General features: G+C 55.3%; 19 protein-coding genes. 13 read left to right on the forward strand and 6 right to left on the reverse strand.

Annotated elements, in window-relative coordinates:
- Positions 1 to 164: 164 nt before the first annotated feature.
- The 4 genes from G1C95_RS07630 to G1C95_RS07645 are packed head-to-tail and all read left to right on the forward strand — an operon-like array spanning position 165 to position 3,081.
- Positions 165 to 983 (forward strand): ABC transporter permease, encoded by an 819-nt coding sequence (locus G1C95_RS07630; RefSeq protein WP_169172360.1) that lies wholly within the window; start codon positions 165 to 167, stop codon positions 981 to 983.
- Positions 970 to 1,671, forward strand: coding sequence for a hypothetical protein (locus G1C95_RS07635; RefSeq protein ID WP_169172361.1), 702 nt, complete (start codon positions 970 to 972; stop codon positions 1,669 to 1,671). Before G1C95_RS07630 ends, G1C95_RS07635 begins: the two co-directional genes overlap by 14 nt.
- Positions 1,643 to 2,383 (forward strand): hypothetical protein, encoded by a 741-nt coding sequence (locus G1C95_RS07640; RefSeq protein ID WP_169172362.1) that lies wholly within the window; start codon positions 1,643 to 1,645, stop codon positions 2,381 to 2,383. Before G1C95_RS07635 ends, G1C95_RS07640 begins: the two co-directional genes overlap by 29 nt.
- A gap of 11 nt (positions 2,384 to 2,394) precedes the next feature.
- Positions 2,395 to 3,081 (forward strand): ABC transporter ATP-binding protein, encoded by a 687-nt coding sequence (locus G1C95_RS07645; protein WP_169172363.1) that lies wholly within the window; start codon positions 2,395 to 2,397, stop codon positions 3,079 to 3,081.
- Positions 3,082 to 3,161: 80 nt separating this feature from the next.
- Here G1C95_RS07645 and leuS read toward each other — a convergent pair whose 3' ends face one another.
- Both leuS and G1C95_RS07655 read right to left on the reverse strand, forming a co-directional pair.
- Complete coding sequence (leuS, locus tag G1C95_RS07650; RefSeq protein ID WP_169172364.1) at positions 3,162 to 6,131, reverse strand: leucine--tRNA ligase; 2,970 nt, start codon at positions 6,129 to 6,131, stop codon at positions 3,162 to 3,164.
- 88 nt (positions 6,132 to 6,219) lie between these two features.
- Entirely contained in the window at positions 6,220 to 7,095 is an 876-nt protein-coding gene (locus G1C95_RS07655) for a transporter substrate-binding domain-containing protein (protein WP_335341418.1), read from the reverse strand.
- Positions 7,096 to 7,307: 212 nt separating this feature from the next.
- Between G1C95_RS07655 and G1C95_RS07660 the strand changes: the two genes are divergently transcribed.
- The 4 genes from G1C95_RS07660 to G1C95_RS12700 all read left to right on the forward strand — a co-directional run bounded on the left by G1C95_RS07660 (position 7,308) and on the right by G1C95_RS12700 (position 10,526).
- Positions 7,308 to 7,850: a hypothetical protein gene (locus G1C95_RS07660; RefSeq protein ID WP_169172365.1), complete on the forward strand. Its 543-nt coding sequence runs from the start codon at positions 7,308 to 7,310 to the stop codon at positions 7,848 to 7,850.
- Positions 7,851 to 7,882: 32 nt separating this feature from the next.
- Positions 7,883 to 8,461 (forward strand): hypothetical protein, encoded by a 579-nt coding sequence (locus tag G1C95_RS07665; RefSeq protein ID WP_169172366.1) that lies wholly within the window; start codon positions 7,883 to 7,885, stop codon positions 8,459 to 8,461.
- A gap of 248 nt (positions 8,462 to 8,709) precedes the next feature.
- Positions 8,710 to 9,369, forward strand: a complete 660-nt coding sequence (locus G1C95_RS07670) for a response regulator transcription factor (protein ID WP_169172367.1) — start codon at positions 8,710 to 8,712, stop codon at positions 9,367 to 9,369.
- Positions 9,336 to 10,526: a sensor histidine kinase gene (locus G1C95_RS12700; RefSeq protein ID WP_169172368.1), complete on the forward strand. Its 1,191-nt coding sequence runs from the start codon at positions 9,336 to 9,338 to the stop codon at positions 10,524 to 10,526. Before G1C95_RS07670 ends, G1C95_RS12700 begins: the two co-directional genes overlap by 34 nt.
- 39 nt (positions 10,527 to 10,565) lie before the next feature.
- Here G1C95_RS12700 and G1C95_RS07680 read toward each other — a convergent pair whose 3' ends face one another.
- A complete protein-coding gene (locus tag G1C95_RS07680) occupies positions 10,566 to 11,516 on the reverse strand; it encodes a magnesium transporter CorA family protein (RefSeq protein ID WP_169172369.1) in 951 nt (316 codons plus the stop codon).
- 209 nt (positions 11,517 to 11,725) lie between these two features.
- Positions 11,726 to 12,577, reverse strand: coding sequence for a histidine phosphatase family protein (locus tag G1C95_RS07685; RefSeq protein ID WP_169172370.1), 852 nt, complete (start codon positions 12,575 to 12,577; stop codon positions 11,726 to 11,728).
- 122 nt (positions 12,578 to 12,699) lie between these two features.
- Between G1C95_RS07685 and G1C95_RS07690 the strand changes: the two genes are divergently transcribed.
- Positions 12,700 to 13,941, forward strand: coding sequence for a THUMP-like domain-containing protein (locus tag G1C95_RS07690; protein ID WP_335341422.1), 1,242 nt, complete (start codon positions 12,700 to 12,702; stop codon positions 13,939 to 13,941).
- 74 nt (positions 13,942 to 14,015) lie between these two features.
- Positions 14,016 to 16,646 (forward strand): excinuclease ABC subunit UvrA, encoded by a 2,631-nt coding sequence (locus tag G1C95_RS07695; RefSeq protein ID WP_169172372.1) that lies wholly within the window; start codon positions 14,016 to 14,018, stop codon positions 16,644 to 16,646.
- A gap of 10 nt (positions 16,647 to 16,656) precedes the next feature.
- Here G1C95_RS07695 and G1C95_RS07700 read toward each other — a convergent pair whose 3' ends face one another.
- Positions 16,657 to 17,106 carry a GatB/YqeY domain-containing protein gene (locus G1C95_RS07700; protein ID WP_169172373.1) on the reverse strand — a complete coding sequence of 150 codons (450 nt, stop codon included), beginning with the start codon at positions 17,104 to 17,106 and terminating at the stop codon, positions 16,657 to 16,659.
- Positions 17,107 to 17,297: 191 nt separating this feature from the next.
- Here G1C95_RS07700 and G1C95_RS07705 point away from each other — a divergent pair, with 191 nt between their 5' ends.
- From G1C95_RS07705 to G1C95_RS07715, 3 genes are read left to right on the forward strand one after another with little or no spacing between them, the layout of a single operon-like run.
- Complete coding sequence (locus G1C95_RS07705; protein WP_169172374.1) at positions 17,298 to 18,713, forward strand: DUF3100 domain-containing protein; 1,416 nt, start codon at positions 17,298 to 17,300, stop codon at positions 18,711 to 18,713.
- Between the two features lie 35 nt (positions 18,714 to 18,748).
- Positions 18,749 to 20,110: an amidohydrolase family protein gene (locus tag G1C95_RS07710; protein WP_169172375.1), complete on the forward strand. Its 1,362-nt coding sequence runs from the start codon at positions 18,749 to 18,751 to the stop codon at positions 20,108 to 20,110.
- A 5-nt stretch (positions 20,111 to 20,115) separates the two neighbouring features.
- Positions 20,116 to 20,892 carry a sulfite exporter TauE/SafE family protein gene (locus G1C95_RS07715; RefSeq protein ID WP_240947499.1) on the forward strand — a complete coding sequence of 259 codons (777 nt, stop codon included), beginning with the start codon at positions 20,116 to 20,118 and terminating at the stop codon, positions 20,890 to 20,892.
- A gap of 15 nt (positions 20,893 to 20,907) precedes the next feature.
- On the opposite strand, the gene G1C95_RS07720 is transcribed toward G1C95_RS07715, so the two are convergent.
- Complete coding sequence (locus G1C95_RS07720; protein WP_240947488.1) at positions 20,908 to 21,684, reverse strand: DUF1287 domain-containing protein; 777 nt, start codon at positions 21,682 to 21,684, stop codon at positions 20,908 to 20,910.
- Positions 21,685 to 21,761 lie beyond the last annotated feature (77 nt).

Raw genomic sequence — 21,761 nt, forward strand, 5'->3', positions numbered from 1 at the left:
ACCAACCCGCACAGCTATGGAACCGTGAGTTTCCAGCGTAGAACAATGAGGACTCGGAGGGAAGCTGGCATATACACGTTTCGTGTATGCCTAGGATGGTCTTTTTGGTGAGCTCTTCTTACAGTGGAATCGAAAGTAGCAATGATGCTCACCAAGGAGGGGACATGATTACACGATTATGGAAAGAACAATTTCGCGATGGCTGCCTCAGCATACGCTGGATTGCAGTGCTTATCGTTTCCATAACATTGCTGGTTGTGCAGCAGGTCACTTCATTCCCCGATGTTTGGCAACTGCCCAATATCGGACCGACCTTTCTCAACTACATGCTGCTCTTTAATTATTTCGGTTCAGGAACCCACTTGTATCTGTTTCTTCTTCCGTTTCTGGCGGCCCTGACAGGCGGCAGCATCTACGCAAACGAACGCCATACCAATCGTTTGCCTCTGCTGAGGGCACGTATTCCAAGGCCATTGATCATACGATCATCTTTGGTTTCCGGCTTCCTTCTCGGAGGCTTGGGAGGATTCCTGCCATTAGCGCTCAGCCTGCTGGTCGCAGTTGTCAGAGAACCTCATATGGAATTTGTGGATGGTCATTTCACCAATGATGGGGCAGCATATCCGCTGATTACATTCGACTCGTGGGTGTATGGCTTCTATGAACGCAACCAGGTTGTGCTGCTGGTAGCCATACTGCTTTATGTATTCGCGCTCTCAGGGTTGCTGGCATGCTTGGCCATATGCCTATCATTCTGGACACGGCATCGGTACGTGGAAATCATCGTTCCTCTGGTGCTGTCGTACATCGTATGGATGGCCACCAGCGGAACATCTCTAGGTGGTTTGAGCTTTATTGATTTTCTGGAGATCCGCGTGGCGAACGAAGCATGCTGCGCACTGGGGGCAGCCGTCACATTACCTGCGCTGATAATCATGATAGCCGCGTGTTATCTGCTGGAGGTGCGCCATGAAGCATGGTAATGTCCTCATGCCGCTTGTCAGGGCTGTTCCACTGGCGAAATTAGCCATGCTTGGCTGTGCCGCACTGGCAATCATGAGTTATGTGATGTCGTATGCGCGCCCCGATCTTACAGGCCGCTGGCAGCAGGTCATGCTGAACACCAATATATTCGGCTATAACCTCGTGCCTCTGTTTCTACTGCTGCTCTGCTTTGGTTCGACCCAATTCACCGGTTTCGAACGCGTGCGAGCCGATCCCCGCACAGAGTTGAGGCTCAACCTGATATGGGTGCTGATCGCAGCGCTGCTGGCCTCATTAGTGCCTTCGCTTGCGGCCATCATCGCATGGCTGTCCGCATCACAAACTCCACCTGCTTTCGTTTCAGCTTCGCTTGCGCCATTGCCATTGACCATCGGATATCTGTTCATGGAATTGACAGTGATTGGCCTGGCAGCGTTTCCGCCCATCAATGCCGGTGCCTCATGGGGGTTTACCGCGCCTCCGTTCATCATTATGTTCGCTTTGGCGAATTGGATGTTCAGCATAGCCGCTCCCCGAGTATTGGATCGGCTTTTTCTGTTTATGAGTTCCGTCCACAGCTCATCGCAACTGCTGCAGGAACGAGTGCTGCCATTTCTCATCCTGGCCGCAATACTCATTGCCGCCAATGCGATTGCGTATGCACATCGTGACTATCTCAGGCAATAGCGAGGCCATCATGTTGCACCGCATGCTTCCCATCAATGGACGAACCGTTTACCGCATACTGCTCGGCATACTGTATTGCGCGTTGATGTCACGATTCATCCTGCCACCGGATCCCGTAGTGTTCGTAGGCACGCCACATATTGCCGAATATGCCGGCGTCACCGGTATGGAAAATAATCTCGGTTTCATCGGGTTCATGCTGTTCGGCACGCTGCTTTCTCTCGGTCAGCCTGCCGAATATCTTATGAGGCCGAATCCATTCGTATTCATACGACGCGGACGAAGCTGGGGCCGATTGGCTCGATGCTTTGCTGCGACCGGCGGCTACTGTGTGATATTCGCCGGCGCACAGCTTGTCATCACCGTGATGCTATTCGCCATGCTGCCTGCCGAGGCTTTTCCCTACCGCACACGCAGTTTCTCTTTCGTTTCTCTGGCGTCGGGTGCGATCTGGGCCACCTTGATGCTGTTCATTCTGCTGCTCAGTGACATACTCGCCACACTGGTCGGCTACCGCACGCAAGGCTGGCTGTGGATTTTGGCAATCGTGGCCTTGTGTGCCATTCTGCCCGCCCTACAGCATGTGCTTATGGACGTAAATCTTCTCACCATACCCAATTGGGTGCTGCTATTCCCCTTGACAATAGCGGCACTGATCATCGCAATCGCCATCGCTTATCAGCATACGGAATTACTCACATCACACCTATAAGGAGGGCTCTCATGTATGTGAACATCGACAACGTATCGAAAACCATTCGGCGCAAAACAGTGCTCAACGCCGTAAGTGCACAATTCGAACGCGGCAAGGTATATGGCATTCTCGGACCGAATGGTTCGGGCAAAACCATGCTGCTCAGAACCCTCTGCGGGTTCATCAAGCCAACCAGCGGCTCCATAACCATCAACGGAACGCCTGTGACGTTTAACCACAAGCTGCCCGAAAACATCGGCATCATCATCGAGACGCCGGGTTTTGCGCCATCCAGGAGCGCAATGGATAATCTGCGGTATCTGGCGGATATCAACCATGCGTTCGATTCGGCGGAGGTGGAGAGGCTGATGCGACTGTTCGATCTTTGGGATCATCGCAACGACAAGGTCAAGTCGTATTCCTTGGGCATGCGGCAGAAGCTCGCCATTGTGCAAGCGTTCATGGAGCATCAGCGGTTGGTGCTGTTGGACGAGCCAACCAACGGCCTCGACTGGCGTTCCGTGGAACAGTTCATGAAGGAGGTGAACTATCAGCGCGAGCAGGGGCATACCATCATCATCGCCTCGCACCATAATGATGAGCTGGGCGGTATCGTGGATGCGGCCCTGCTCATGCGCAATGGCGTGATCGAACGGCAGGTGGCACCGGATGAGATTGCGTCGCTTTCACTTGATCGAGATCGAGCTGGGCGGTAGACCAACGCTAAGCATAAGCATGAGCCCCTCACAGCCGCAAAGGCTATGAGGGGCACATCAATCAATCGAGCAAACAGCGTTTATTCGGCCGGCACGATGGAGACGATCTTCGGTGCCTTGACGATCACCTTGCGCGGTTCCTTGCCGCCAAGACGATCTGCCACGGCCTCGAGTGCCTGCTTCTCCAGCTCGGCGGGGTCGATGTCCACCGGCACTTCGAGCTTGGCGCGCACCTTGCCCTTGATCTGCACCACGGCGGTCACGGTGTCGTGGCCAACGTAGCGTTCGTCGGCAACCGGCCACGGTGCGGCGGACAGGGACTCGTCATGGCCCAGTCGCTCCCACAGTTCCTCGCAGATGTGCGGGGCGATCGGTGCGAGCATCAGGATCAGCGGTTCCACGGCGGCGCGCGGCACGGCCTTCAGACCGGTCAGATGGTTGTTCAGCACAATCAGCTTGGCGATGGCCGTGTTCGGGCGCATGCCCTCCATCTCCGCGGTCACGTCGGCGATGGTGTTGTTGAGCAGCTTCAGGGTCTTCTCGTCCGGAGTTTCCTCGCTGATATGCAGCTCGCCGGTGGTTTCGTCCACCACGTTGCGCCACAGGCGCTGCAGGAAGCGCATGCCGCCGACCACGTTGCGGGTGTTCCACGGGCGGGATTCGTCCAGCGGGCCCATGCTCATCTCGTAGAGGCGGAAGGTGTCGGCACCGTAGTTCTCGTACATGTAGTCCGGGGTGACGATGTTCTTCAGCGACTTGCCCATCTTGCCGAACTCGCGGTTGGCGTGTTCGCCGTTCCAGGTGAACGTGGGTTCGCCGTTGGCATCGGCAGGGCCTTCCACCACTTCGTCGGCCGGCACGTACTGGCCGCGGTCGTCGGTGTAGGCGTAGGCCTGGATCATGCCTTGGTTGAACAGCTTGTGGAACGGTTCTGCCGAATCCACGTAGCCTAGGTCGAAGAGCACCTTGTGCCAGAAACGCGAGTACAGCAGGTGGAGCACGGCATGCTCGACGCCGCCGATGTAAAGATCCACGCCGCCTTCATCGCCCGAATACTTGTTGTGGTTCGGGCCCATCCAGTAGTTGAATTCGTCGGATTCAACCATGTGCTTGGTGTCGGTGGGGTCGATGTAGCGCATGTAGTACCAGCAGGAGCCGGCCCAGTTCGGCATGGTGTTGGTGTCGCGGTAGTAGGTCTTCTTGCCGTCGCCCAGATCGAGTTCGACCTTGACCCAGTCCTCGTTGCGGCTCAGCGGCGCTTCGGGGTTGGATTCGGCGTCCATCGGGTCGAAGGTGCGCGGCTGGTAGTCGGGCACGTCAGGCAGGTTGATGGGCAGCTGATCGTCCGGCAGCAGGTGCGGGGTGCCGTCCTCGCTGTAGACGATCGGGAAGGGCTCGCCCCAGTAGCGCTGGCGGGAGAACAGCCAGTCGCGCAGACGGTAGGACACGGTGCCCTTGCCCACGCCGGCGGATTCAAGCCAGGCGTTGACCTTGGCGATGGCGTCGTCCACGCGCAGGCCATCGAGGCTCAGTGCATCGCCAGCAGCCTTGGTGGCCTCGACGGACGAGTTGATCACGATGCCGTCGTGGGAGACGAACGGGGCCTTGCCTTCGTAGTTGGCCAGGTCGTCGCCGGATTCGGGCAGGGGCTTGACGGTGTAGATAACCGGCAGACCGAACTTGATGGCGAAATCATAATCGCGCTGGTCGCCGCCAGGCACGGCCATGATGGCACCGGTGCCGTAATCCATCAGCACGTAGTCGGCGGTGAACAGCGGCAGCTTGACGCCGGTGATCGGGTTGATGGCGTACAGACCGGTGAACAGACCGGTTTTCTCGCCAGCCTCATCCACGCGATCCTTGGCGGTTTTCGCCTCGGCTGCCAGACGGTAGGCCTTGACGGCCTCGACCGGGGTGGCATAGCCGCCCTTCCAATCCTCGGGGGTTTCGACGGGCCATTCGGCCGGCACGTCGGCCAGCAGATGGTGTTCCGGGGAGACGACGGCGAAGGTGGTGCCGAACAGGGTGTCGGGACGGGTGGTGTAAATCTCCATGTCCTTGTCACCGGCCGGGGTTTCGACCGTGAAGTGCACAGAGGCACCGTGGCTTTCACCGATCCAGTTGCGCTGCATGAGCTTGACCTTCTCAGGCCAGTCGATGCCGTCAAGATCGGCGATCAGACGGTGGCCGTACGCAGTGATGCGCATAGACCACTGGCGCAGCTCACGCTGGAAGACAGGGAAATTGCCACGCTCGGACTTGCCTTCGGCGGTGACCTCCTCGTTGGCGAGCACGGTGCCCAGACCAGGGCACCAGTTGACCGGCGACTTGGAGATGTAAGCCAGGCGGAAGTCGTTCAGAATATCCTGCTGTTCGGCTTCGCTCAGATCAGCCCATGCCTTGCCGTCGGATTCGTGGCCAGGGATGGCCTTCTCACCGTTTTCGAACTTGGCGACCAGCTCAGAAATCGGGCGTGCGGACCCCTTGGATCCGGAGGGATTGGTGGCGTCCTCGTCATACCAGCTTTCGTAGATGCGCGAGAAGATCCACTGCGTCCAACGCACATAGCCGGGATCGATGGTGGCGAAGGTGCGGCGGTTGTCAAAGCTCAGGCCCATGCGGTGCAGCTGACGGCTCATGTTGGCGATGTTCGCCTCAGTGGTCACACGCGGGTGCTGGCCGGTTTGCACGGCGTACTGTTCGGCGGGCAGACCGAAGGCGTCATAGCCCATGGCATGCAGCACATTCTCGCCCTTCATGCGGTGGTAGCGGGAGACCACGTCGGAGGCGAGGTAGCCAAGCGGATGGCCGACATGCAGACCCTTGCCGGAGGGGTAGGGGAACATGTCCATAGCGAAGTAGGAGGGGCGGCCCTCGGCGTTACGCCCCTTGCCGTCCTTCAGATCGCCGTTCACGTTCGCGGCCCAGAACGTGCCCTTCTCATCCCAAATCTTCTGCCATTTGTTTTCGATATCCTGCGCCAGCTGCGCGTTGTAGCGGAAGCCGGGCTCTTCAGATGCGCTGGTTGCGCTCTTCTCAGTATCACTCATAAGTCAGCAAATTAGCCGCGCAACTGGACACTTTAACGCCCCGATTGCACTGGTTTCCTATATTGCGGAATGTATGAGGCGTAAGCCATCACTCGGCATTGACGATCGCCTCGGCCTCACTGGCGTATCCGACGCTGAAACCGGTGGCGGATTCATAGGCGTGCACGGCTGTTGTCCAACTGCCGTCCTCAACCATGTCGTTCAGTGCAGTCGCAACACTGCTTGCCAATTGCGGGGCATCGCGGCGCACGGCGATGCCGTAGCCGTAGTCCTGCCGATCGTTGAGCTGCAGCAGTGTCGAATACCGCCCGCTGTCGGCCGCTCGCAGTCCGGCAAGAATCGCTTCGTCCGCCACGATCACATCCGCCGCACCGACCTGCATCGCAGTGACGCACTGGGCATAGCTGTCGCGTTCCTGAATCGTCACTTCCGGCTGCTCCCGGCTGAGCAGTTCAGCGGCTTCGTCGCCTTTGGCCGCGCATGCCGTGCGCCCGGCAAGGCTGCCGATAAGCGACGGATTATCGTCGGCTGCAAGTGTTTTGACATCCCGTTCGCGCACCAGCACACCTATGCCGGTTTTCAGATACGGGCCGGCAAAATTCACAGCCTGCTTCGACTGGTCGGTGATTAACCATGAAGCCACCACCATATCAACATTGCCTTCTGCCAGCTGCGAGACTCGGTTTTCAGGGCGCACTTGTTTGAAAATGATCTGCTTGTTCGCGTAGCCGAGTTTGGTGGCCACGTATTTGGCGATATCGATGTCAAGCCCCTCATAGTCGCCGTCATGCCAGTATCCCAGCCACGGCTCGTCGGCCGCCACCCCGATGGCGATGGTCGGCCCTTCCGGCGCCCCGGACAAGGCCGTGGTCACCTGCACCTGCCCGCAACCCGCCATCAGTGGCATCAGCGCAGCGGCAGCAAGCGCGGCTATCCCCCGCCGCATCATTGCTCGCCTGCGCACAGGACTCTCCTCTCTATGTTCCTCGACCCCATTGATAAAGTAATCAATCGTTGTTTGCGCCTACACCTTTTACCGCACCAACATATCATCACCGCTCTCCGTTCGAGATGAATGAACAAACCCACGCGTCCCAGAAATGATGACACATTTTTTATTATGCAACTCAATCAAGCTACCTTAGTTAATGTACTAAACAACCGAAAGGAATAGAAATGGTTCACAAGAAAAAGTCAGTATGGCTTGGATTAATTGTATTTGTCACCACAGGAGCATTAATTTCAGGAATCTCCATGCCCGCTTCAGCAATGGAAAGAAGCTTCCATATCAATGACTCACTACAAGTAATTAATCAACTGTCGTCAACTCCAACAATCACTGATGAGCAACTTGATAAATTACTTCATCGTCTTGAAAATATACCTATTGATTTACAAATGGCAGACCCGCGAACGACACCCAACTATCTCGAACGTTTGAATACAGCCATGGGAGGCCTAAATCCAAACGAAGTTCAACTTTATTTCAACCCTGCAGGATGCGCATACGAAGTAGGAATGTTAGTTTTGCAATACGGAATTCCAGTCGGTAAAGTTATCAATTGGATAAAGAAAGCAAGAAAAATATACGGCGGAGTCACTAAAATCTGGGAAGCAATACGAAGAGGAGATTTCCTAATTCAAATGGGCGGCGAAGCGCAGAGCATCTTCGCAATGATTCTTGGCATTGACGGCGTAATCCAGCAGTGTTTCAGCTAACTCGAATTCTTCAAAGATAAGAGAAGGAATTTATGGCGCATTTAATCAAAAATACCAATCACCTCACTCTTTTCAATGATAATAAACAAGCATGGGAACCAATTCCTTTAACGAAGGTGTTATTGGGACATCTGTTATTAACAGTACTGTTCAGGCTTCCAATTTCTCTATTATCATTGTCTACAATTTTATGGGTTTTTCAAATCAACAATATATCGCTCAGCATTTTGTTGTTGTCGATAATTCTCATAATAACATTTGCCGACATAATCGAATTGTTAATAGAACGACCTTTTACTTACAGACAACACCTCAATAAGCCTGCTATTCCTATTTTAATAACAATACTAGAAGTAATAATATTTGCGGTAATTTCACTTATTATCGCATGGACTTTCACCCGAGAGGAAACACTCGTAATCGTATATACCGTATGCCTCACGGCTGTACGAGCTATTTTTATGTTAACGCTTGACAAACCATGGCAGCGGGGCACAAATGCTACTGAAGATGCTGCAATACGCAAAAAACTTCATGAAGCAACACAAGAAACCATTCATGAAATACAGGCAGAACGAATACAACACTCTGCTACAATTCAACGTAAGTAGCAATATCAACACACATCAAGGATGAAAAAATGACCACAACAATTATAACATCTATCATTTCAACCGTAGTTTTATCCACAACTTTAGCAGCCCCCTCATCGACTCTCATCAACAGACAAAGCAATCAGTGGCCAATAGAACAGGAATCCGTATCTACCCAAATGATTAAGGAATGTCCTTACTGGCTGAAATTACTTGGCTTGTGCAAGTAGTAAAATCTGATGTTAACACAGAAAAGGGGAACAACAATGAATCAAGCAACGATGGTCGGCATCGTAGACAACGACGTATTTGCGTTGCAGGCCATCGCTGCCTATTTAAAGCGAGCACTACCAGATTCATATAGTATCGCCTGGCTAGCAAATTCAGGGGGAAAAGCCCTTGATTTCATCCGCACAGAGAAACATCCGGATGTAATGCTGGTGGACATGTCCATGGAAGACATGGAAGGATCATCACTTATCCGCGCCGTGCGGGAACGAGACAATCATATTTATATTATTGCCATCACTTCTTTTAGTCTTCAAGAGTATGCGAATGAAGCAAGTGCCGCAGGAGCTCAAACTATAATAGGGAAAAGTGAATTGAAAAAACTTGTGAATACAATTATCCAAAAAGATATTTTACAAAAAACAATTTGTGGCAACGTTTTTCAATCACCCCAGAAATCATTTGAAGCTTTAGCTCAAAACACCAGAAATGGTATTCACTCGCTTTCCAATCGCGAAAAAAGCATCATCGCCTTATGCTCACAAGGAGACACATCAGTTGAAATCGCCAATAAATTGGGATTATCCGAATCAACAATAAACACATATCTCAAACGTGCTATCGCTAAAACACATGCTCGCAATCGTGTGCATTTGGTATCTATGTGGATGCAAAGCTGTTTGAGGCATTCAAATTGAATATGCAACAAATTAAACATAACACAAAAATGCACATATTCTTGTTGCTTACAATAATGTGTACCGCTATTATTTTGGATGCATACGCGGGTCGTTTACAAGTACAAGACAATTGGCTCAATAATTCCATCAATATCGCGTACGTTCTTGCATGTTTATCAATCGCTCTATTCCCGAGAGCGGGAGCTACCATAACAATCATCATTGCGATCACATGTACTTGTATACCTATCATTGATTCCAGCAATATGGTATTTGGTGTTGCAGCTGCGTTCGGCATAGGCTTTTGTCTCATTCGCCCATGGATTATGTTGCCATTGGCCTTATTGTATACTGTTGCAAATTTTCTTATGTCTTTAATGCATGGGTTACCATTATCAACTGCAATGGCGATGACAATTGCGCAGAGTATCGGAAGCGTCATAGGATATGGCATCAAACGATATCGTCACGAGGCGGAGCGGCAGAAGCTTGAGCTGAGATTGCAAACGCTCAAAGAACGCAACGAAACAATGGAACGCGATAGAATCATTGCACGACAAATGCATGATGAGCTAACCAATGATCTAACCTATATCATCACCGTTGCTGAGACACGCTTAATGGACGCGGACGGTGTCGAACAGGAAACACTAAACAAACTTTCCGATAGAGCCAAGGACGCTCTGGACTGCGCCCATCAGGCTATCGACATGCTGCGCCACAAGGATTATTCCTCCCTAGACGAGCAAATAAATAATACAACTCTTTGGGATGAAATCATAACAGGTATTATTCAGCGGAATCGTTTGGATCTAGCCCAGATGGGGTATAACGGGACAGTAAGCATACAAGGAATCGAATACGCTAACTCATATGGAAAAAAGGTGTGCGACGAAGTTTGTTCGTTACTGCAGGAATTATTCTTCAACATACGCAAGCATTGCAGCCGGCAAGACGGAGACTACTCGCTTAGCATCGAGGTTAATCATACTTTTTTGAATATCATCCAAATGAATAGCATTGCATCTATTCCCTCATTGACGCAATCTAACCGAGGACTAGCCATACACCGCGATATCATCGGACGTCTTGGTGGCACATTCACAACCTCCGCTGAGGATGGGACATGGATTCTTAAAGTCGCTATTCCCTCTCCCGAATCTGGCAGCAAATAATCTCTCGCTTCGCCGAGATGTCCCGCACAATGTGTCATGCTACTTGAACATGCGCGAACGGGTGAGGAACCAGGTCACCAGTGCGGAGATGATCACCGAAATAACGATAATGACTGCGAAACCCCACGGCTTATCAGTAAGCGGCATGCCCAGCATGCTACCGTCGAAATTCATGCCGTACATGGAGAAAATCAGCGTCGGAATCGACAGGGTAATCGAGATGATAGTGAAGATGCGCATCACATTGTTCAGATTGTTCGACACGATCGAAGCGAACGCATCGGTCATATTCGCAAGAACGCCGCTGTAGATATTGGCCATCTCGATGGCCTGTCTGTTTTCAGTGATCACGTCGTCAAGCAGATCCTCGTCGTCCGGGTATTGCTTGATGCGCTGCATGGTGGTGAGCTTTTCCATCACGATTTCGTTCGATTTGAGCGAGGTGGTGAAATACACCAAGGTTTTGCTCAGTTCCATGAGCATCACGATTTCGCGGTTCTGCATCGAGTGGCGCAGCTTCAGTTCCAGCTTGTCGCTTTCACGGTCGATGATGCGCAGATAACGCAGATACATGGTGGCGTTGCGGTACAGAATCTGCAGGATGAACCGTGAGCGCATGAACGTGTTGAATCCGCGGATTGTGCCTTCCATGAACGGGTGGAGCACCGGGGTGTCCTGCATACATACGGTGATGATGAGGTTTTCGGTCACGATAATCGACAGAGGGATGGTTTCATACCAATCGCGTCCGCCACGCTCTTCGACGGTGGGGATGTCGACGATGATCATCGTGTACTCATCCTCGACGTCCACACGCGAACGTTCCTCGTCATCCAGCGGGGCGCGCAAATCAGCCAGATCAATGCCGGTTTGCGAGGCGACGGTGGCGAGCTCCACATCGGTGGGTTCGCTCAAACACAACCATGAGCCGTTTTCCGGTTTGTCAACCTGTTCCACTTGGCCATTGATTGAACTGAACACTCTCAGCATGTCGTCTCTCACCCGCCTTTCGCACCGTACGTTTGTTGCGATGCCTGTCCGCGTACATCCCTTGCGGTTTTATTCCACGCATTGATATGTGCAGTGCCGCAAACCGTGTTAAGTGTAGTCCCGTGGTCACGACTTCCACGCCGTATGCTTCAAGAATTCGTCCTCTGTTCACTCGGTACAGTTCATCTGGCATAGCGGCAAGCAGATATTCACCATGTCACTGGTTTCCAAGCGGGCATATGTGGCCCGCGCAGATCGGCTGGCCCGTTTTCCCAATCGGCGTCGTCGGCGATTGCCGGCCCCTTGTTGTATTCGTCCACATCAAACAGCGGACGTTCAACGGGCACGCCGTTGATGCTATGACGCACGGATAGCTTGCACCAGAAGGCGTTGCGCAGCGCTCCGAACACATTCAACCCGTCGCGATTCATATCCATCAGGTGCGCGATGGTGCTGGTGATCCAAGATCCATGCGATACCAGCATCAGTGTGGTCGGCACATCGCGTTGGTCGCCCGATTCCAATTCGGCGATGATGTCATACAGCGCCTGCGAGCCTCGCGAACCGACTTCGGCCCGGCTCTCCACGCCATACTTGGTTTCCCCACCCGTGTGGTGTTTCCAAGAATCGTAGGCCTCAGGATCCATGGCTTGAATCTGCGCGCGGGTCATGCCCTCCCATTGGCCAAAGCTGCGCTCACGTAGACGGGCATCAACCACCACGTCAAGACCAAGAATGTCTGCGAAGGCGTGCGCGGTCTGCTGGGCGCGGAACAGGTCGGAGCTCATCACCACCATGCGTCGTGCCGCAGCCGGCGCCTCCTGATATTGCGTCACGTCAACTTGTTCGGCGGCACCTGCACCAGGTTGTGCGATGCGTTCGGGGTGCAGGGCCTGCGCGCTCACCTTGGCCCAGTACAGGCGTTTGGCCAGAGCGAAGGCGGATTGGTCAACCTGCCACTGCCCCACAATATCCAAGGGCACATCGATCTGCCCTTGCAGGCGGCGGGCAAGATTGTATGACGTACGCCCATGCCTGAGCATAAAGACTTCTTCGATCATGACGCCTCCCCATCATCCGTTCATCGCCAACTCCATTTCAGCACATTACGCCGACGCTTATGGCGTGCTTTCATGGCACATCCATGGTCACTTCCTTGGGGTGGAACCCGTACAATGGCACCGTGAACCTTTCTGACGCAACCCGGGCATTCGTCGCACGTCATCGAGCAGAGAACGTGCGTAATCTGGCATTGCATGCCAAACACGATGATGACGTGGATCTGCCGCTGGCATTGGATCAGATCGCCGGTTGGCAGACCGCATGCGCCAAATTGCCCACTTGGGCGGCTCACGATGATATTTGGTATCCGCCGCACCTGTCGATGGAGCAATGCTCGTCGGAAGCCACCGCGCGTTACAAGATGAATGTGGCGAGGCGGCTTATTGGGCAGGCGAGCGAGACGAGTCTGGTGGATCTGACGGGCGGATTCGGCGTGGACTGCTCCTATATGGCACGTGCATTCGATCATGCCACCTATGTGGAAAGGCAGGAACATCTATGTGCGCTGGCCGAGCACAATATGGCGGCGCTTGGTTTGGAGCATGTTGATGTGGTCAACGCGGATGCCAAACAGTATCTGCAATCCATGCCGCAGGCTACGCTGATTTTTCTTGATCCGGCCCGTCGCGATGCGCATGGGGCGCGCACCTACGCCATTGCCGACTGCGCACCCGATGCGCTCGGTTTGAAGAACACTCTGCTGGCCAAGGCCGAACATGTGATGATCAAGCTCTCCCCCATGCTGGACTGGCGCAAGACCGTGGCCGACTTTCAGGGTGCGGTAAGCGAAGTGCATATCGTATCCGCGGCGAATGAGTGCAAGGAGTTGCTGCTGGTATTGGGTCGCGACGTCTGCGACGCTCCGCGACTGGTGTGTGTGAACGACGACCAGTGCCTAGAAGTCGCTCCCAACAAAGCCATAACCTCCGAAAACGCAGCACATTGCGATGCCGCTGCAATCGATATGACATCTGAAAACATCGCTGGCTGGCATCTATACGAGCCGAACGCCTCGGTGATGAAAGCGGGCTGCTTTGCCATGCTTGAGCAACGCTTTGGCGTCACGCAAATCGCCCCCAATTCGCATCTGTTCATCTCACATGAGGCTGTGGCCAATTTTCCTGGAAGAGAGTTCGTAATCGACGCGGCGAGCACAATGGGCAAAAAGGAGCTGCGTGCAACGCTCGCCGGCCTGACCCACGCCAATATCACCGCACGCAATGTTCCGCTGTCCGTAGCAGCGCTGCGCAAGAAGCTCAAGCTCAAAGATGGCGGCGACACCACCCTGTTCGCCACCAGCGATAGCAACAACCGTCATCTCATCATTCGTTGCCACAAGCCGGCGAGCGCACCACAACGTTAACCCGTTAACCATCAGTTTCGCTGTACTGTTCTTCCCCCCCACGTGCCGGGAACGGCACGAGATACGGTGTGGGTATGACTGATGCGATTGTGAACCTTGCAAACTCTCCGTTAGTTGACGATACGAAAGCTATGCCGCGGACCATTGAGGTACGTGGGGCGCGCGTGCATAATCTCAAGAACATCGATGTGGATGTGCCGTTGCATGAGATTGTCGGCGTTGCGGGTGTGTCTGGTTCGGGCAAGAGTTCGCTGGCTTTGGGTGTGTTGTATGCCGAGGGGTCGCGACGGTATTTGGAGGCGTTGTCCACCTATACCAGGCGTCGACTTACGCAAGCGAGCCGTGCCAGTGTGGATGAGGTGTTGCATGTGCCGGCGTCGTTGGCGTTGCATCAGCGGCCTACTGTGCCGGGTGTGCGTTCCACTTTCGGCACGATGACCGAACTGCTCAATAGTCTGAGGCTGATGTTCTCCCGGCTTGCGTCGCATCGCTGCGGTCATTGCGGCACCTATCACCGCCCTACGTTGGATGTGGCGGCTGAGCGTCCCATTGTTTGCGCGAATTGTGGCGAGACGATGCGTGTGCCGGGCGCGGAGGATTTGGCGTTCAATTCGGCCGGCGCCTGCCCCACCTGTTCGGGCACTGGTATCGTGCGTACGGTGAATCGGGCTGCCTTGGTGCCGGATGAATCCAAGTCCATCGATGATGGCGCGGTGCTGCCTTGGGGTTCGTTGATGTGGGATCTAATGAAACAGGTGGCCGGTGCGATGGGTGTGCGCACGAATGTGCCGTTTCGCGAGCTGACGGCCGAGGAGCGCGACATTGTGTTCAATGGCCCGGCGGTGAAGAAGCATATTCTATATCGGCCGAAGAAGGGCGATGATTTCGCTGAACTGGATTTCACGTATTACAACGCGGTGTATACGGTTGAGAATGCGCTGGCCAAGGCGAAGGATGAGAAGGGTCTTAAGCGTGTGGCCAAATTCCTGACGGAGGGGCCGTGCCCGGATTGTGGAGGTACGCGTCTGTCCGCCGCGGCAAGAGAACCTCGCGTAGGTGCCGATTGGGCGGATGCCTCCGTCGCCGCGCGGCTGGCGACGGGCGATGGGAAACCGGACAATCCGGATGATTACGGATTGAATCTGGCGCAGGCTTCGGCCATGACGTTGGACGAGGCTGTGGCCTGGGTGCGACGAATTCCGGATACCTTGCCTGAGGCGATGCGGCCGATGGCGCGCAATATCGGCGAATCATTCCTTGATGTGGCACGTCGATTGCTGGAGCTTGGCCTGGGCTATCTTGCGCTTGATCGTGCAGGGTCGACGCTGTCTACCGGTGAGCGACAGCGTGTGCAGTTGGCTCGTGCCGTGCGCAATCGCACCACTGGTGTGCTGTATGTGTTGGATGAGCCGTCGATTGGTTTGCATCCGGCGAATGTGGACGGCCTGTTGGGTGTGATGCGTGATTTGAAGGCGGATGGCAATTCCGTGGTGGTGGTCGATCATGATACGCGCGTGCTGGCTGCCTGTGATCATCTTATTGAAATGGGCCCGGTGGCCGGTGCTGATGGCGGGCATGTGATTGCGCAGGGGTCGGTGGCCGAGGTGGCGGCGAGCGCGGACTCTCGCATCGCACCGTTTATCGAAGTATCCGGCCAGCGGCGTATTCGCGGGATTGTTTCGCCTGAGCACATGTTTGCACATGGGCATATTCGTATGCACACCAAGGCGATTCATACGGTTAAGCCGTTGTCGGTTGATATTCCGCGTGGACGTTTGGTGGCTGTGACCGGTGTGTCTGGGTCGGGTAAGACCACGATGGTGTTGGAGTCGCTGATTCCGGCGTTGCGGGCGGCAGCCTTAGGCGAGGCGTTGCCTACGCATGTGGCTGATGTGCAAGCCCAGGGCATTGCACGTGCGAATCTTATTGATTCGAGCCCTATTGGGGCGAATGTGCGTTCCACGGTGGCCACGTATGCCGATGTTCATGATGATTTGCGTCGCGCGTTCGCGCGTTCGGATGCGGCGAAACAGGCCGGATTCAAGGCTGGCGATTTTTCCTATAACACCGGCCGGCTGCGTTGCCCAACGTGCGATGGCACCGGTTCGATTTCGCTGGATGTGCAGTTTTTGCCGGACGTGACGATTGATTGCCCGGATTGCCGAGGCTCGCGGTATGCCGCTGATGCTGAGCGGATTCGCTGCTCATTCGATGAGCACGCTTCTGCAGCCCACAGTCTTCCAGAATTGATGGCGATGAGTGTGGACGAGGCGCTGCTCGCCACCGGTAAGTTGAAGAAGGTGCAAACCAGGCTACGTACGTTGCATGATCTTGGTTTGGGCTATCTGACATTGGGCGAGCCGACGCCCGCACTGTCGGGTGGTGAGGCGCAGCGGCTCAAGCTTGCCAGCGAAATGGGCCGGGCGCAGTCGGATGCGGTGTTCGTGTTCGATGAGCCGACCATTGGTTTGCACCCGTTGGATGTGCAAGTGCTGCTGGGCGTATTCGACCGTTTGGTGGCGGCCGGTGCCACCGTTGTCGTCATCGAGCATGATCTTGATCTGATCGCCAACGCCGATTGGACTATCGACATGGGCCCGGGAGGCGGCGAATCCGGCGGACGCATCGTCGCCACGGGCACCCCGCAAGCCATCGCCGCCAACCCAGACAGTCTTACCGGCCGTTACATCGCATTACAGCAATAAGGCCAGCAGGCTACTTGTTGAGTTCTGCCTTGACTAGGCCGGCGAGCTTGCCGCCGTCGATGGTTTTGCCGGCGAGCGCGGCGCGCGCCGCCTTGACCACACGCCCCATGTCCTTGGGGCCGGCAGGATTCACTTCGGCCACTGCATCGGCGATGGCTTTGGCGTAATCCTCATCGGTTGCGGCGGCCGGCAGGAAGGTCTCGAGGAAATCGGCTTCGGCGGTTTCGGGAGCGGCCTTGTCTGCCAATCCCTTGTCCTCATAGAGTTTGGCGGTGTCGCGACGTGTTTTGACGCCCTTCTGAATAACCTTCAGCACCTCTTCGTCGGTGGCTTCGTGGCCGTTGGCGATCTCCATGTTCTGGATATCCGCCAGCGTCAGGTTGATCGGATTGAGCTTGGCCTTGTCCTTGGCCTTCATCGCGGCGATCTTAGCTTTTTTCAACGTGTCTTTCATCGACATGGCATGCTTCCCTTCATTCACGTATTTGGTTGCATATGCATTGTGCCGTTGCCACCCTACTCCCTGTGTCGGTCTTGTGCGCTTCAAAACCATGACGCAATTCGGACATGCTGGGTACAATGCCCTGCGTGATGCGACGCATCTGTAGGGTGGCGATTGCAGAGCAGGAGAAAACGAGAGCGGGAGCGGTCATGGCTAACAAGCACAACGACACACATCAACCAGTACGATACGCATACATGTCACTGGGCGCGCGTATTCGAGCCGAGTGGATGATCTATATCGTCGCACTGATCATCGCCTTGATCGCCAGTTTTATCGGGCAGATTTCCATCCCCATCGGGCCGGGGCAGCTTATTCTGTTCCCCATTTTCTACGCTATTGTTCTTGGCATTCTTTCCGGCCCATCGGCGCTCAGGATTTTCCACGGAACGCAGGTGAAGGCGGCCAGCAAACTGGTGATCGTGGCCATCAGTCCGTTCATCGCCAAGCTCGGCATCGCAGCCGGTGCCTCGATTGACACTGTGGTGTCTGCTGGACCGGCTTTGTTCTCGCATGCCTTCGGTGACATACTCACCATTGCGATCGCACTGCCTGTAGCGCTGGCATTGGGCTTGAAGCGTGAGTCGATTGGCGCGGCAAGCTCGATCAACCGTGAAACCAATCTTGCCGTCACCACGGATGTGTATGGTGCGGAAAGCCCCGAGGCACGCGGCAGCCTGTCGATTTATGTGGTTGGCGGCATGTTGGGAACCATCTACTTCGGTCTGATGGCCAGCATCGTGGCGGCATTCAATGTGTTGCACCCCCTGGCCCTCGGCTTGGCATCGGGTGTGGGCGCAGGCATTATGATGGCGGCCGCCGTCGGATCCCTTGGTGCCATCTATCCCGATCAGGCCGATCAGATCACCGCATTGGCGAGCGCCTCGCAGACCATCGCCGGTATCGACGGCGTCTATCTGGCCATGTTCGTGGCATTGCCGCTGACGGCGTTCCTGTATCGCAAGCTTGAACCGTGGTTCGCCGCACGCCGTCATGAACCGAGTGATGTGCTGACCGATAACGATACTCGCCACGAGTCCGATGCAATGCACGCTGCCAACGGCACAGATAAGAGTGCAGACAATGCCTCCAAATCCTCGGCACCCGTCAACGGCGGCATGCGCGTCGGCGAATGGGCGTTCCTGTTCGCACTTGCCGGCGTTGGCATCATTCTTGCCAACTTTGTGGGATTCCACGTCAGCCCGCTGTCAAGTCTGCCTGGGGTCTGTGTGCTGTTCGTGCTGTCGATGCTCGGTATGGCATGCACCAAACTGATTCCGCTCAAACTGCCCATCGTGGCCTATGTGTCGATTCTTGGACTGCTCGCGGCCGGCCCCTGGAGCCCGATTCAAGACATGGTGGTTGCCTCGGTGAACGTCATCAACCTGACCGCCCCGCTTGCTTTGGTTGGTGCTTTCGCGGGTATCGGAGTGGCCGACCAGTTGGGGTTCTTCGTCAAGCAGGGGTGGAAGATGATTGTGGTCGGCGTGGTGTTCATGACCGGCTCGTTCGTGATCACCGGCTTGATCGCACAAGGCCTGCTGACCTTGACCGGTGCGATCTGATGCGCGCCAACCGCCTTTTTCGATAAGGAGTTTTCATGCTGGATATGCTTATTGCCAACGCCACCGTGCTGCTGCCCAATGCCGCCGGTGTGCGCCGCCATACCACTGTGGGCGTGAGTGGAAACCGCATTGCTTTCGTGCGCCCGACGCAATCCGACGATATGCAGCTCGACGCTGCAACGCGCATCGATGGCACGAATCTGCTGGTTATGCCCGGTTTAGTGGACTGCCATACGCATACCGGCCAGCAGTTGTTGCGCGGTCGGGTGCTCGATGAGCTGCCGATGATTTGGACGCGCATCATGCTGCCGTTCGAATCCACGCTCACACCGGAGTTGATGCGGCTTTCTGCCAAATTATGCGCGTTGGAGATGATTAAGTCCGGCACGACGGGTTTTGTGGATGCCGGTTCGTATTTCATGGATGAGGCCGCAGCCGTGTACGCCGATTCCGGATTGCGCGGGGTGTTGTCGCTGTCGACCATGGATCAGCCGGGATTGCCGGACAGTATCGCCACCACTACGGATGAGGCTGTATCCAACGCCGATGCTTTCTATGAGCGTTGGGATGGTGCTGCTGATGGGCGTGTGCGTGTGGCTTATGCGTTGCGCGCGCTGATGAGCTGTTCCGAGGAGCTTATCGTGCGTACTGCGCATCATGCCGCTGAGCGTGGCGCGCTGTTGCAAGCGCATATGAACGAGTATGCGGGCGAGATCAATCATTGTTTGCAGCATCATCGCATGCGCCCGTTCGAATATTTGAATTCCCTGGGGGTGCTCTCCGATCGCTTCCTAGGCGCGCATTGCCTGATGCTGGGGGAAAACGAGAAGAATCTGCTGGTGGAGCATGGGGTCAAAACCTGTCATTGTCCGTTCTCCAATTGTGGCAAGGCTGCTCCCGAAACACCGAGCCTGCGTTCGCGCGGCGTGGTCGAGGGGTTGGGCTCGGATGGTGCGGCCCATGGTGGATTGTCGTTGTGGGCCGAGATGCGGCTGTTTCGTTCGATAATGAACGTGGTGCGCGGCATCCCCATCGCCGATCCGGCCGTGATGCCCGCCGACGTCATTGTGAATATGGCGACCGTCAATGGATGCACGTTCATGGGTTTGGAGCATGCGGGCGTCATCGAGCCTGGAGCGGTGGCTGATCTCATCACCGTGGATCTGCGCACTCCCGGCATGTATCCGAGCGGCAATATCGTCAATTCGCTGGTGGAATGTGCCAGTGCCGCCGATGTACGTGACATGATCGTGGATGGTCGTCTGCTCATGCGTGACCGTCAGGTGCTCACTTTGGATGAACAGGCGATTCTGTCTGAAGCGGATGATTATCAGGCATATCTCGACAATCTTGCTGAGGCGAAGAAGTCCGACAAGATGGGAGGGCGTGCACTGTGACGACGATGCTGCTGGTTATCCTCGCAAATGCTGTGATTGGTTTGTCCATCGGGTTGACGGGATTCGCGGGATTCCTGTTGCCGATGTTCTATGCCGGTTTTCTTGGTCTGCATCCAGTTGAAGGATTGGCATTATCGTTCGCGGCATTCCTGGTATCCGGTTCCCTTGGATGCCCGGCATATCGCAAAACCGGTGACCTGCCGCTCAAACCTTGTGCGGCGTTGCTGGCCGGCAGTGCCATCGGTGCCATAGCCGGCACACGTATTGGACTGATGCTGCCGGCCGGCATTCTGACCGTCATACTGTATCTGGTGGTGTTGGTCAGTGGCGCTTCAGTGCTGGTTCAATTGGTCACGTCGCTGACGCATAGAAATCGCGACGATGCTCATAACGCCTCGCAACCGGCTAAGCACATCGGGCATATCACTCTGTTCATCATCGGTTTGACGACCGCCACCGTATGCGCGGCAAGCGGAGCAGGCGGGCCTGTTCTGGTCATTCCGCTGCTGCTGGCATTCGGCGTGCCTGCGCGCAGGGCTGTGGCGATGTCGCTAATCGATTCCGTGGTGATTGCCATTCCCGCCACCATTGGCTATTTCGCCTCCGGTATGATTGCCGCCTCCACGTGGGTGCTGCTGCCCGCTGCATTGATTGCGCACGGTGTGGGCACGCTGGTCGGCGCAGCCAACGCGCAGCGTATCAATGCACTTCAGCTCAAAACAATTGTGGCCGTTGGCGCTGTTGCCATTGCCGTGTACAAGCTCGCCGCAACCGTGGTGTGAGTATCGGCTATTTATCTATTCCTGCCATGCTCGCAGCACGGATTGCGGCACTTGGCTCGCATCCCACCGGTAGTGGCCGGTGACATTCATATGCTTCGCAAACGCCAGATAATCGTTTTCGCGTTGCTGCTGGCCCATATTGTGATTGACGAATGCGGTGCCTTTGCTGTCTCGTTTGTCGGAGATGACGCCGATGTGCTTGGTTGTTTGGAATACGACAATGTCACCCTGCTGCCATTGCGCATAGTCGGCGGTGTCCGTGGTTAGGGATTGCGCGTATTTGCCGAAGAACACATTAAGCACGCCGGTGCGGCGAAAGTCGATGTTCGGGTCGGGAGCAGGTGCCACTGCAGCATAGGATGACGGATCGGCGGCGACATCCGCATCAACCATGGCCTTGAGGTCGTATCCGGCGTTTTTGAATGCGCGCCATACCACATCGGTGCAGGCGCCCCGATCGTCCGGCGGATAACCACCCTCATAATAACCGGAATCGTAAGTCGGCTTGGCGGCTGAATCGGCTTGAGCACCTTGGTTGATATCGGTGTAATCATCGATGCCATCGCCGTCGTAATCGACGCTGGAGGTGAGCTTGGGATATCGTGCTTCCGTTTCGCTTTGCGGTGCAGCCGTCACGCCATCCAGCGAGGGAATGCCGCCGAAATGACGCCACATCAGCATTCCGGCGCTTGCGGCGATGATCAACGTCACCACCATAGTGGCAGCAATCACTCGCCAGTGCCGCCGATAATGGGGCACGTCAGGCTGGTTCATACCGATATGCCGCGCCATAATCCTCGATTCTTTATATCCCACCAACCGTTGCGGCACTCATCATACGACCTGCCAGAGGCATCACCTATGCCATC

Origin of the sequence: Bifidobacterium oedipodis, from assembly GCF_012932425.1 — a bacterium.
GTDB classification, from domain to species: Bacteria; Actinomycetota; Actinomycetes; order Actinomycetales; family Bifidobacteriaceae; genus Bifidobacterium; species Bifidobacterium oedipodis.

Excerpts from the sequence above, each read along its gene's own strand:
- G1C95_RS07670 (WP_169172367.1), top strand. The coding sequence starts at position 8,710 with ATGAATCAAGCAACGATGGTCGGCATCGTAGACAACGACGTATTTGCG.
- G1C95_RS07680 (WP_169172369.1), bottom strand. The coding sequence starts at position 11,516 with ATGCTGAGAGTGTTCAGTTCAATCAATGGCCAAGTGGAACAGGTTGAC.
- leuS (WP_169172364.1), bottom strand. The coding sequence starts at position 6,131 with ATGAGTGATACTGAGAAGAGCGCAACCAGCGCATCTGAAGAGCCCGGC.
- G1C95_RS07645 (WP_169172363.1), top strand. The coding sequence starts at position 2,395 with ATGTATGTGAACATCGACAACGTATCGAAAACCATTCGGCGCAAAACA.
- G1C95_RS07700 (WP_169172373.1), bottom strand. The coding sequence starts at position 17,106 with ATGTCGATGAAAGACACGTTGAAAAAAGCTAAGATCGCCGCGATGAAG.
- G1C95_RS07635 (WP_169172361.1), top strand. The coding sequence starts at position 970 with ATGAAGCATGGTAATGTCCTCATGCCGCTTGTCAGGGCTGTTCCACTG.
- G1C95_RS07695 (WP_169172372.1), top strand. The coding sequence starts at position 14,016 with ATGACTGATGCGATTGTGAACCTTGCAAACTCTCCGTTAGTTGACGAT.
- G1C95_RS07660 (WP_169172365.1), top strand. The coding sequence starts at position 7,308 with ATGGTTCACAAGAAAAAGTCAGTATGGCTTGGATTAATTGTATTTGTC.
- G1C95_RS07665 (WP_169172366.1), top strand. The coding sequence starts at position 7,883 with ATGGCGCATTTAATCAAAAATACCAATCACCTCACTCTTTTCAATGAT.
- G1C95_RS07715 (WP_240947499.1), top strand. The coding sequence starts at position 20,116 with ATGCTGCTGGTTATCCTCGCAAATGCTGTGATTGGTTTGTCCATCGGG.
- G1C95_RS07720 (WP_240947488.1), bottom strand. The coding sequence starts at position 21,684 with ATGGCGCGGCATATCGGTATGAACCAGCCTGACGTGCCCCATTATCGG.
- G1C95_RS07710 (WP_169172375.1), top strand. The coding sequence starts at position 18,749 with ATGCTGGATATGCTTATTGCCAACGCCACCGTGCTGCTGCCCAATGCC.
- G1C95_RS07705 (WP_169172374.1), top strand. The coding sequence starts at position 17,298 with ATGGCTAACAAGCACAACGACACACATCAACCAGTACGATACGCATAC.
- G1C95_RS07685 (WP_169172370.1), bottom strand. The coding sequence starts at position 12,577 with ATGATCGAAGAAGTCTTTATGCTCAGGCATGGGCGTACGTCATACAAT.
- G1C95_RS07640 (WP_169172362.1), top strand. The coding sequence starts at position 1,643 with ATGCACATCGTGACTATCTCAGGCAATAGCGAGGCCATCATGTTGCAC.
- G1C95_RS07630 (WP_169172360.1), top strand. The coding sequence starts at position 165 with ATGATTACACGATTATGGAAAGAACAATTTCGCGATGGCTGCCTCAGC.